9 protein-coding genes are annotated in these 12,314 nt (G+C 32.5%); 4 read left to right on the top strand and 5 right to left on the bottom strand.

What is annotated here, in order from left to right; genetic code table 11:
• The 5 genes from B3I31_RS12140 to B3I31_RS12160 form a co-directional block, all read right to left on the bottom strand.
• On the bottom strand, window positions 1–278 hold a 278-nt coding region (locus tag B3I31_RS12140), incomplete at its 3' end, for a transposase (protein ID WP_291088079.1).
• A 186-nt stretch (window positions 279–464) separates the two neighbouring features.
• A complete protein-coding gene (locus B3I31_RS12145; RefSeq protein WP_291059295.1) occupies window positions 465–3,641 on the bottom strand; it encodes an efflux RND transporter permease subunit in 3,177 nt (1,058 codons plus the stop codon).
• Between the two features lie 13 nt (window positions 3,642–3,654).
• Window positions 3,655–4,725: an efflux RND transporter periplasmic adaptor subunit gene (locus B3I31_RS12150; protein WP_038336583.1), complete on the bottom strand. Its 1,071-nt coding sequence runs from the start codon at window positions 4,723–4,725 to the stop codon at window positions 3,655–3,657.
• 13 nt (window positions 4,726–4,738) lie between these two features.
• Entirely contained in the window at window positions 4,739–6,052 is a 1,314-nt protein-coding gene (locus tag B3I31_RS12155) for a TolC family protein (protein WP_038336584.1), read from the bottom strand.
• 7 nt (window positions 6,053–6,059) lie between these two features.
• Window positions 6,060–6,650, bottom strand: a complete 591-nt coding sequence (locus B3I31_RS12160; RefSeq protein WP_291059298.1) for a TetR/AcrR family transcriptional regulator — start codon at window positions 6,648–6,650, stop codon at window positions 6,060–6,062.
• Between the two features lie 143 nt (window positions 6,651–6,793).
• Here B3I31_RS12160 and B3I31_RS12165 point away from each other — a divergent pair, with 143 nt between their 5' ends.
• The 4 genes from B3I31_RS12165 to dinB all read left to right on the top strand — a co-directional run bounded on the left by B3I31_RS12165 (window position 6,794) and on the right by dinB (window position 12,049).
• Window positions 6,794–7,771: a YpdA family putative bacillithiol disulfide reductase gene (locus B3I31_RS12165; RefSeq protein WP_280037076.1), complete on the top strand. Its 978-nt coding sequence runs from the start codon at window positions 6,794–6,796 to the stop codon at window positions 7,769–7,771.
• 45 nt (window positions 7,772–7,816) lie between these two features.
• Window positions 7,817–8,521, top strand: a complete 705-nt coding sequence (locus B3I31_RS12170) for a class I SAM-dependent methyltransferase (RefSeq protein WP_291059299.1) — start codon at window positions 7,817–7,819, stop codon at window positions 8,519–8,521.
• Between the two features lie 162 nt (window positions 8,522–8,683).
• The gene (locus tag B3I31_RS12175) at window positions 8,684–10,951 is read left to right on the top strand and encodes a cation:proton antiporter (protein ID WP_291088082.1); all 2,268 of its coding nucleotides are present in this window, start codon (window positions 8,684–8,686) and stop codon (window positions 10,949–10,951) included.
• Window positions 10,952–10,969: 18 nt separating this feature from the next.
• Window positions 10,970–12,049, top strand: coding sequence for a DNA polymerase IV (dinB, locus tag B3I31_RS12180; protein WP_286496366.1), 1,080 nt, complete (start codon window positions 10,970–10,972; stop codon window positions 12,047–12,049).
• The last annotated feature ends 265 nt before the right edge of the window (window positions 12,050–12,314 follow it).

Here is a 12,314-nt window from a genome sequence, read left to right on the forward strand (position 1 = left end):
CCTAAAAACAAGCGAACATCCAAGCAATTGCTACAATAGCGAATCAATGCTCTGTCGCTATTGATATTATTCAAATAACCCACTAACAATATTTTAAAAAACACCACAGGATCTATACTTTCTTGACCTTGAGTACCGTAATATTTTTGAGTGGATTTGTACAGAAAATGTAAATCTAGTTCGTGATTAACGCATCGATAAAAGTTATCAAACGGTACTAACCGATCTAAACTTAATTCATAAAAAAGTTGTGGAGTAAATTCTTTTCGTCCTTGCATACAACAAAATACGAAAAATTAGTCTATTTTAGAGTTCTGCAACAAGCACATCGCATTAACAAAATAACGAGTTTCAACTAAATAAAAATCCTTGTCAAGGTTTAGAACTTTGACAAGGATTTTTTTATGTATCAATTAAAATAATAAAAACTGAACGGGTTTGATTAAATATCTAAAAACGAAAGATTACTCTTCCCATTCTTCTTTTATTTGTCGCGCTTCATAATCTGCAACCATTTCTGCTTCATAATCTACTTTTTCTCCTTTTGAGAATCTACGAATTGCACTATCGAATAATGAATAAACCACAGGAACGATAATTAAGGTTAGGAATAATGATGACACTAAACCACCAATAATTACCCATGCTAAACCATTGTTCATCTCCGCTCCTGCTCCTTTTGCTAAGGCAATCGGAATCATACCGAAAACCATCGCAATTGTTGTCATCAAAATTGGACGAAGACGCGCATGATTAGCTTGTACTAAAGCATTGTGAGTAGTTTCGCCAGCTTCTTTTCTATGATTGGTAAAGTCGACCAATAAAATCGCATTTTTACACACCAAACCAATCAACATAATCATTCCGAGAATCGTGAAAATATTCAATGAATTGTTTGTTAATGCTAATACTACGAAAACTCCGATTAAAGATAATGGAATCGAAAACAATACCACGAAAGGATAAATAAACGAGTCGTACAAAGCAACCATTACCAAGTAAACCAAGATAATTGCAGCTAATAATGCGTAACCTAATGTACCAAAACCTTCGGATTGATTTTCTTCATCTCCACCCCAAACATAAGAAACACCAGTTGGTTTCTTATTGTCAATTTTGTTCAAACTTTCCTTGAAATCAGTTACAATATCACCTGTTGTACGACCAACCGATTGTGCTTGAACCGTTACAGAAGGCGTTTTATCACGACGTTCTAAGAAACTTGGACCTGAACTTTGCATAACCGTTGCAAATTGATCCAATCGGATTTGTTGTCCTTTATCATTCACAAAAATTAAGCTACGAACATCATCAATATTAGAACGATTGAAATCATTGTATTGAATATTAATATCATATTCGTATTCACCAGCACGGAATTTACCATCTGTATTTCCAGAGAAAGCCGTTTGCATGGTTAAACCAACCGTTTGAAGATTCAATCCTAAAGAAGACATTTTATCACGATCAACTTGCACATTAATTTCAGGATTACCTGCTTCTGTTGTTAATTTCACTTCCGAAGAACCTTTGATTTGTTCTAATTCGTGCTTCGCTAACTCAGCAAATTTCATCGCGCTTTCTAAATTTGGACCAGTCACAACCAACGCAATTGGCGCTTGCTCTGCTCCGATCAAACCAACTGGAACAGTTTTCACTTTTACTCCAACCAATTCTTTTTCTAATTCGCGTTTTACTTTCGCTGCATAAATAAACGAATTGTCTTCACGCTCTGATTTATCATTTAGAATAACATCAATCTCCGACTTATAAGCTGTTGCTTGCGCCGCTCCAAAACCTTCGGAACTTTGACCAACCGTCGTAATCATATCAACAACTTCTTTTTTACCACGTAAAAATTTCTCTGCTTTTTGTGTTACAAAGTTTGACTCTTCTATTGTTGCGTCTTTTGGTAATTCCATCTGAACCAAGAATTCTCCTTTATCTGTTTTTGGGAAAAATTCTCCACCAATGTATTTTCCTCCCATTAAGATGGCAATTGTTCCAAATAAAAGAATGAAAACGCCAATAAAAACACCAATTCTTCGAACAGTTGATTTTAAACACCATTCTAACATATCAGAAATGAAATGCGTGAATTTTGTTAATTGTTTTTCGAACCAAAGAATAAATTTTTCGAAAATATTTTTCCCTGTGATATGCTCTAATTTCCCAAAACGAGATGATAACCAAGGTACAATTGTAAACGATGACAATAAGGATAATAAAGTTGCAATAACTACGGTAACACAGAATTGAGAAATAACGTTAGAAACCAAACCTGTACTCATTGCAATTGGTAAGAAAACCACTACAATTACCAATGTAATCGCAGTTACAGTAAATCCAATTTCTTTTGCTCCGTCATACGATGCTCTAATTTTCGATTTTCCCATCTCCATATGACGGTAAATATTCTCCAAAACTACAATCGCATCATCCACCAAAATTCCCACAACAAGTGATAAACCAAGTAACGACATCAAGTTTAAAGTATAACCCATCAAATACATTCCGATAAACGTTGCGATTAACGAAGCTGGAATAGAAACCATTACAATAAAGGCATTACGAATACTATGTAAAAACAAAAGCATCACAATTGCAACCAACACAACGGCTAAAACTAAATCGAAAATAACGTGATCTGCAGCTGCTAAAGTAAAATCAGACGTATCATTTACAATCTGAATTTTAAGTCCTTCTTTGCTATAATCAGCTTCAACTTTTTTGATGGTTTCTTTCATCAATTCAGAAACAGCCACCGCATTTGCATCAGATTGTTTTACAACCTGAACAATAATCGCTGAACTCTGATTAACACGTGCTATTTTTTCTACTTCTTTTTGAGAATCTTGCACAAAAGCAACTTCTGACAAACGAACTTGAATGCCATTATTCGAAGAAATCACTAAATTATTTAATTCATCAACCGATTTATATTTTCCCGAAAGACGAATAATTGTCGAATTTTCACGCGTTTTTACACTTCCTGTTGGGAAATCTAAATTCGATGTCAAAATTGCTTGTTGAACTTGAGGCACAGATAATCCGTAACCTTTCAATTTCAAAGGATCTAAACTTACCTGAATTTCACGTTCTTGTCCTCCAATCAAATTTACTTGCGCAACACCTGTTACACGTGATAAAACTGGTTCTACTTTTTTATCCAATAAATCATACAAATCTTTTTCTGTCAACTTATCAGACGTTACACCAGCTGTAATAATCGGTAAATCACTCAACGAGAATTTCGTCAACGAAGGCGGGTCGACATCATCTGGTAAATCTTTTTCGATTGCGTTAATCTTACGTTGCGCATCATTCAGCGCTAAATCTGCATTTGCATCAGAATTTAACGTCACCATCACAACCGATAAACTTTCGTATGATTTCGATTCTACTTTCTTTACATTTTCTAAGGCTGCAACCGCATCCTCTATCTTTTTGGTTACAGAATTTTCAACTTCGTTTGGAGAAGCTCCAGGATAAACTGTTGAAATCGTAACGACATTCGTTTCAAATTTTGGGATTAATTCGTATCCCATTTGCGTATAACTAAACAATCCTCCCAAAGTCAAAATCGTGAATAACACGATAATCATTGTAGGTCGTTTAATTGATATTTCTGCTATTTTCATGGAAAAACTACTCTTATTTTACAACTTTCACTTTCGTTCCATCTTTCAGATTAATCTGACCACTTGTTACGATTTCAGCTCCATCTTTTAATCCGCTGATAATTTCAACTTCAGTTCCAACCGTTTTCCCAATCACAACTTTCGTTAATTTTGCTGTATTATTTTCAACCACGAAAACTTGTCCAGAACTAATTCCGTTCACAAACGCATTCGCAGGAACAACTAATACATTTTTCCCTGCATTAACATCATCTTTTGTAGAGAAAACTGCCGTTCCATACATACCAGCTTTTAAACCAGAATTATTTGAAACTTGAATTTCCACAGGAAAATTTAATGAAGCATCTGCTTTAGGTGCGATAAAAGAAATTTTTCCTGCAAATTCTTGATCTGGAAAAACACTCGCCAACACTTTGATGGTTTGACCAACTTTAAGATTGACAACCTCAGCTTCTGTTACTGTAACTTGTAATTTTAATTTTGATACATTTACAATATCAAACATTTGAGAACCTGGTGCTACTACAGATCCTGGCTCGATATAACGTTTGTTGATTACACCAGAAATCGTTGCTTTTACATTCGTATCACGCACACGCAAATTTTGCGCAGAAACCGCTGCTCTTGCATTTTTTAATTGCAAACGCGAATTATCTAATTGTTGCTTTGTTACACCTCCCGTTTTATAAGCATTTTCGTAACGTTGATTGTCAATAATTGCATTTTGAAGATTATTTTGCGCTTGCGTAACATCAACTTCAATTGCATCTTTTTTGATTGTTGCCAATGTTTGACCAACAGAAACATAACTCCCTTCATCAACCAAAACACGGACAATTCGACCAGAAATTTCCGAAGGAAAACTCATTTCCTGAAATGGCGCAAATGTACCATTTGACGTATAATCTGTATTTAAACTTTGAAAATTAGCTTTAATCGTTTTTACCACAACATCGTCATTAGCCGCATTTACGATTGCTACCTCTTCTTCTTGTTTCGCTTTATTATTTTTGATAATGTAAATTGCACCACCAATCAAACCGGCTGCAATTAATATATAAAGTAAAGTTTTTACTGATTTCATAAAATCGGTTCTATTATTGAATTAATGTTTTTAAATCTCCTTTTGCTTTGATTAATGCGATTTCGGCAATTTTATATTCTAACAAAGCATTTGAGTAATTATTTCGAGCATCTGTCAACGCATTTTCAGCATCTAAAATCTCTGTCAAATTTGCCAAACCTTGTTGGTAATTATTTTGAGTATTTGATAAAACTTTCTCCGCCAAACTCACGTTTTCTTCTTGAATATCGACACTTTTCAATGCATTTTCAATTTGCGCTTTTGCATTTTGATATTCTAAACTCAAACCAAGTTTTGTGTCATTCATTTGTTCTTCGATATCCAACAAATCAATTTCTGCTTGATTAATTTTTGCTTTTGTAGCTCCACCAGAAAAAATCGGAACTTTAACACTCAAACCAATCGAAGCCAAATCTGACCAGATGTAACTTTTCGAAGTAATAAATTTTTCACCAAAACCTTGCAATCCATAATTTCCAGCTAAACCAACAGTTGGATATAAATTTGCTCGCTCCGCTTCTTTCGCAAAACCTAACAATTCTTTTTGTTTCGATAAAACTTTAAATTCGGTTCTATTTTCAACATCTATTTGATCTTCCAACAAAACTAAATTTGGCGTAATTGTTTCTTCTGTTAAGCTAATTGGTTGCTCAATTGGATAACCCATATAGAATTTCAACGCATTTTTGTTGATTTCAACTGCATTTACCAACTGTTGACGCGAAGAAGAAATATTATTTAATTGCACAACAATTCGGTCTAAATCAATTGGTTTTGCCAAACCATTATCCACTAAACTTTTGATTACATTTCGAACTTTATTTGTGTTTTCGTAACTTTTTTCAATCGTTTTTAATTTTTCTTCTTGAATAAAAACTTGATAATACGCATTTGCTACACGCTCAATAATTTGTTCGTCTGTTAAATCTGCATTCACCTGATAGAATTCGCGTGTTGTTTTCGCCGCTTTCAAACCTGTAAAAACACGTTGATCGAACAATGTTTGATTTACCGTAACACCTAAACTCGAATTCCATGGTTGTCCCATTTTAATCACAGTTGTTTGTCCTCCCATTGTCAACGCCATTTCTTGTACAATTGGGTTATACTGCAAACCTGCATTCGCATTCACTTGCGGCAAAGCTCCTGCTCTGGCTTCATCAATTTTGTATTCGGCTTTTTTGATTGCCAAATCTGCACGTTTTGCATCTGCTTTGTTTTCTAACGCAAAATTTACTGCATCTTTAAGTGCTATAATTTCTTGCGCATTTGCAGAACTCATCAACGCTACAATCGCTATAGAAAGTAATTGTTTTAACCTTTTCATTGATATATTAATTATTAAAAAGTGTATTGAGAATAATTTCTTTTCGATCAGAAAGAATACGTTTGAAATCTTCGTAGCTCAATTTCAAATCCAATTGAAGAAGTGGACGAATTGTAAACGGATAATTGACCAACGAAATCATGTTTAACAAAAACTGAAGTGGTTCCATCTTTTTTATCGTTCCTTTTTCCATTTCTTCCTCTAATCTTTCGTAAAAAACATTTACAACGACATCCAAATCATCTTTCATTAACTTAGAACACATTGTATTATTTTTATTCATTTCGGTAACGATGTAGGTTTCCAAATATGGATATTTGATTGATGTTGCAATAGAATCCTCTATAAATTCGCCAATCATTTCTTTGATATCACGATTTCTATCAAAAATAGCGCGCGATTTTTCATTACTTACACGCGTAGCTTCCTCGTAAATAATACTAATTAAATTGTTTCGCGATCTGAAATAATAATTAATCAATGTTCTATTCACTTTCGCTTCATCAGCTATTTCTTGCGTAGTTGCATGAAATCTACCTTCGGCAAAAAACATTCTTTTCGCTGTTTCTTTGATTAATTCTTCTGTATCGTCTTTCATATCTGTGCGGCTTTTTTATTTTGACAAAATTATCAAACAAAATTATTAATATATTTCGTTAATCCAAATAGTTAAACATTATTTTTATAAAAATTGGTGAAAATCATAAAGATTACCGAACTGATTATCCGTAAATTTGCTTGATGAAAGAACAATATGATTTGATAATTGTAGGTGCTGGACCAATTGGTTTGGCTTGTGCAATAGAAGCGAAAAGAAACAATCTTTCTTATTTAATTATTGAAAAAGGTGCTTTGACAAATAGTTTGTACAACTATCCTTTGTATATGACATTTTTTTCGACTGCCGAACGATTAGAAATTGGAGAAATTCCGTTCAATTGTATTGCGCCAAAACCTGGTCGACAAGAGGCGTTAGAATATTATCGAAACATTCATAAATATTTCAAATTCAATCTAAATCTATACGAAGAAGTTGAAACGATTAATAAAGTTGAAACAAATCATTTCGAAGTTAAAACATCAAAAAATAACTATTCAACTAACAATATAGTCCTTGCAACTGGTTTTTATGACATTCCAAACTTAATGAATATTGAAGGTGAAAATTTGCCAAAAGTTCATCATTATTACAAGGAAGCTCACCCTTATTCTTTTCAGAACGTAGTGGTTGTTGGAGCGAATAATTCTTCTGTTGATGCAGCTTTAGAATGTTATCGAAAAGGTGCAAATGTAACAATGGTGATTCGCGGAGAAGGTTTTACGCATCGACTAAAATATTGGGTTCGTCCAGATATCGAAAATCGAATTGCAGAAGGAAGTATCAAAGCTTATTTCAACTCGAATATTACTTCTATTGACGAAAATCAAGTTCATATCAAAACACCAGAAGGTGATATTTCAATTGAAAATGATACCGTTTTAGCTTTAACTGGTTATCATCCAAATTTCAATTTTTTGGAGAACTGTGGAATAACTTTCAGTGATGATGAATTGAAAACACCAACTTACAATCCCGAAACAATGGAAACAAATGTGGATGGTTTATATTTGGCAGGCGTTGTTTGTGGTGGTATGTTGACAAATATTTGGTTTATTGAAAATTCGCGCGTACATGCACAGCAAATTGTTGAGGCAATTTTAGCAAAAAATAATAAATAAAAGTTTCTGTATTAATCAGAAAATAAAAATAAAAATAAAAATAACATGAAAGACCTTTTCGGACAGGCAATTTTAGATTATCAAACCAATCATTCGCCCGAAGATCTCTATACCGAAACATCAATTTCAGAGTTAGATGTGATGCCAATTGATTATCTTTTTCGAGAGTATGATGACATGCCTCCTCTAGAGCAAAAAACACTTGATTTGTCAAAAGGAAAAATATTGGATGTTGGTTGTGGAGCAGGTTCTCATTCACTTTATTTGCAAGAAAAAAGTTCAGATGTTTTAGCGATTGATATTTCTCCAAAAGCGATTGAAGCTTGTTTGTTGAGAGGAATTAAAAATGCAAAAGTTCAGAATTTCCTTGAAATCAATGAAGCTGAGAAATTTGATACGATTCTATTTTTGATGAACGGAACTGGAATTTTTCAGAATTTAGTTTTAATTAATGTTTTCTTGGATAAAATCAAAAATTTATTAACCGAGAATGGTCAAGTTTTGATTGATGGAACCGACATTATTTATATGTTTGATGAAGACGAAGATGGTGGAAAATGGATTCCGAGTAATGGAAATTACTATGGTGAATTAGATTTTACGGTTCATTATAAAGGCGAGCAAGAAGAACCTATTCAATGGTTGTATTTGGATTTTGACACGTTAAAAAATGCGTGCGAATATCATAAACTAAAATGTACAAAAATAAAAACCGAAGGAGATTCTTATTTAGCAAAAATTACTTTGTAAAATATCGTTTCGATAATAAAATACAAACTCATTAGTTCATTAGAATTAGTGAGTTTTTTTTTATTCTCAAACAAAATTGATAATGATATAAAGTTAATCAATAGTTGAACAATTAATTATCTTTTAAAAAATTCTTAAATTAGTGGAGATTAAACGCAATTTATGGAAGAACACTTGCCAAAACTCATTACCGATCTTGGATTAATTCTATGTGTAGGCGCTGTGACGACGCTTATTTTCAAACGCATCAACCAACCTCTTGTTTTAGGTTATATTATTGCTGGTTTTTTGGTTGGACCGCATTTCGAATATATTCCGTCCGTTGTAGAAGAACATAATGTGGAGATTTGGGCGAAGATTGGTGTTATATTTTTGCTTTTTAGTCTTGGTCTCGAATTTAGTTTCAAAAAATTACTCAATGTTGGTGGTTCTGCCTCCATCACTGCGATTGTCGAAATCATTTGTATTGTAACCGTTGGTTATTTTGTTGGTCGATTTATGAATTGGTCGACAATGGATAGTATTTTCCTCGGCGGTTTATTAGCAAGTTCCTCTACAACCATTATTATTAGAGCATTTGATGAATTAGGATTGAAACGAAAGAAATTCGCGAATGTCGTTTTCGGAATTTTAATTGTAGAAGATATTGTGGTCATTTTATTAATGGTTATGCTTTCTACTATGGCGGTTAGCCAGCATTTTAACGGAGCAGAAATGATTAATTCTTTCGTTAAATTAGGTTTCTTTTTAGCGGTTTGGTTTATTGGAGGAATTTTTATTATTCCAACTTTTTTACGTTCAATTAAGAACTATTTAGATGATGAAACTTTACTAATTATCTCAATTGGGTTATGTCTTGGAATGGTTTATATCGCGGATAGTGCTGGGTTTTCTATAGAATTAGGTGCATTTGTAATGGGGTCTATTCTAGCTGAAACTGTTTATGCAGAAAAAATCGAACATAATTTTCAATCTGTAAAAAATTTATTTGCTACAATCTTCTTTATTTCTATTGGAATGATGATTGATCCTGTTTCAATGTACGAACACAAATGGGCAATTTTAATTGTAACATTGCTGACGATTTTTGGAAAGTTAATTTTTACCACTTTAGGTGCTATAATTTCAGGACAACCGCTAAAACAGTCCGTACAAGTAGGAATGAGTATGGCACAAATTGGTGAATTTGCTTTCATCGTTGCTGGTTTGGGACTTTCTCCTGGCGTAACAAGCGACTTCTTATTTCCTGTTGCAGTCGGTGTTTCGGCAATTACAACATTTACTACACCTTATTTAATAAAATCATCTGACAAAGTTTATACTTTATTGGAAAAAGTTCTTCCACAAAAATTTATTCAAGGTGTTGAAAATTATTCATCTGATACACAACACATTCAAAACGAAAATAAATGGAATAAAATCATCAAACAAACAGTTTCTACAATTTTTATCAATGGAATAATCATTATCGCAATCACATTGATTATCAAAAGCTACGTTTTATTCTTATTAACCGATTGGTTTACCTATTTTGGCGCAAGTTTGGTTAGCCTTACATTGACATTTGTATTGTGTATTCCATTTATTTGGGCAATTATTGGAAATCGACCAAAAAGAGAAATTATTGGAGAGTTTTGGGATGAATCTAATTATAATCGTGCACCAATTATCGCGATTATTTCTATCCGTTTAACTTTAGTTGTAGTTGCTGTAATTTTTATTTATAATCAATTTTTTTCAAGCACAATTGCCTCAATTGTATTAGTTATTGGATTATTGATTACAATGTATTTTCTTTCAAAATATTTCAATCAATTTTACAATTATATTCAAACAAAATTCATTTATAACTTAAATGAACGTGAAATTTTGACTAAAAAAATTGAAGAGAAAAAGAAACAAGATAAATTTCAATATACTTGGGATAATACGCATATTTCGGATATGATTGTTCCGCAAAATGCCAATTTTATTGGTGTTTTTTTGGGTGAATTGGATTGGCGAACAAAATTTCAGATCAATATTGCCTATATCAAACGTGGCGATCGAATTATTCAGACTCCAAATTCTGAATCAGTTTTATATCCTTTCGATAAAATTGGAATTATTGGAACGGATGAACATATTCAACGATTTGAGAAGTATTTGCAAATTATTGGTGAAACTCCTCCAGAAAATAATGATCTTAAAAATACAGATAATTTTACGTTGGATAAAGTAGTTATTCCGAATGATTTTTGTGTTTTGGAGCATAAATCGATTGGCTGGGTAAAAGATACGGCAAAAGGAATTGTGGTTTCGATAGAGCGCGATGGAAAAATGATTCACAATCCTGATCGAAATGTACCAATTGAATTGGGCGATTATTTGACAATTGTTGCCGATAAGAAAAACTTAAAAAACTTTATTCAAGAGTATCATTTAAAATAAAGCGAGTAATTTTGCAAGATGCAGCGTAAGATTATTCACATCGATATGGACGCTTTTTATGCTTCTGTTGAACAACGAGATTTCCCCGAATTAAGAGGGAAATGCATTGCTGTTGGCGGAAATGAAGAACGTGGTGTGATTGCTACCGCTAGTTACGAAGCTAGAAAATATGGCGTCGGCTCTGCAATGTCTTCTGTTGTTGCAAAACGCAAATGTCCACATTTGATATTTGTAAAACCTCGATTTCAAGTTTATAAAGAAGTTTCGAATCAAATTCGTGAAATATTTCTTGAATATACTGATTTGGTTGAACCTTTATCTTTGGATGAAGCTTTTTTGGATGTAACAATTAACCATAAAGACATCGAAATCGCCACAGATATTGCAAACGAAATCAAACAAAAAATAAAGGAACGAACAGATTTGACTGCTTCTGCAGGTGTTTCTTTCAATAAATTTTTAGCTAAAATTGCTTCGGATTATAACAAACCTGATGGACTTTATGTGATTACGCCTAAAATGTCTGAAAATTTTATTGATCAATTACCAATCAAAAAATTTCATGGAATTGGAAAAGTAACTGCCGAACGTATGCAAATGATGGGCATTCATACAGGTTTGGACTTGAAAAACCTAGAATTAGAAAAACTGTTACGGGAATTCGGGAAATCAGGTAAATACTATTACAATATTGTTAGAGGATTAGATTTTAGAGAGGTCAACCCTACTCGATTGCGAAAATCATCTGGTTCAGAAACAACTTTTAGCAAAGATTTAGAAACATTAGAAGAAATGCAAATTGCTTTATTTCCACTAATAGAAGATGTTTGGAACTTTTCTTTAAAAACATCAATTTATGGAAGAACAATTACTGTAAAAATAAAACACAATGATTTTTCGGTTACTACAAAAAGTAAATCAGCATCATTTCCAGTTAAAAATAGAGAACTTTTTGATCTTATTTGTTATGATTTATTAAGTGAAGGTTACTCCTTAGAAAAACCAGTTCGACTATTAGGTGTTGCTATCTCTAATTTATCCAATAATCAAAAAAAATTCGGAACTCAACTAGAAATTCCATTTAGAGAAACTATATAAAATCTTCAATATAATTTATCTTTAATAAGATATGACAAAATCAACTTTTACCATTGTTTATCAAACAAAAGTATGTTCTAATAAATTAATAAAATATGGTAAAACGAGGAACGGCAAACAACGTTATAAACGAGCTAATTATAAATTGTAATATTTTTTAAGTAAAAAAAACTAATATTTTAGATTTTTAAAAACATTATTATAACTTAAATCATATCCTAATTTTTGTATATTAGCATTAGAGTTGTAATCTTCCCCTTGTTAA

It is taken from the genome of Empedobacter sp. UBA3475, assembly GCF_002378465.1.
Taxonomy (GTDB): domain Bacteria; phylum Bacteroidota; class Bacteroidia; order Flavobacteriales; family Weeksellaceae; genus Empedobacter; species Empedobacter falsenii_B.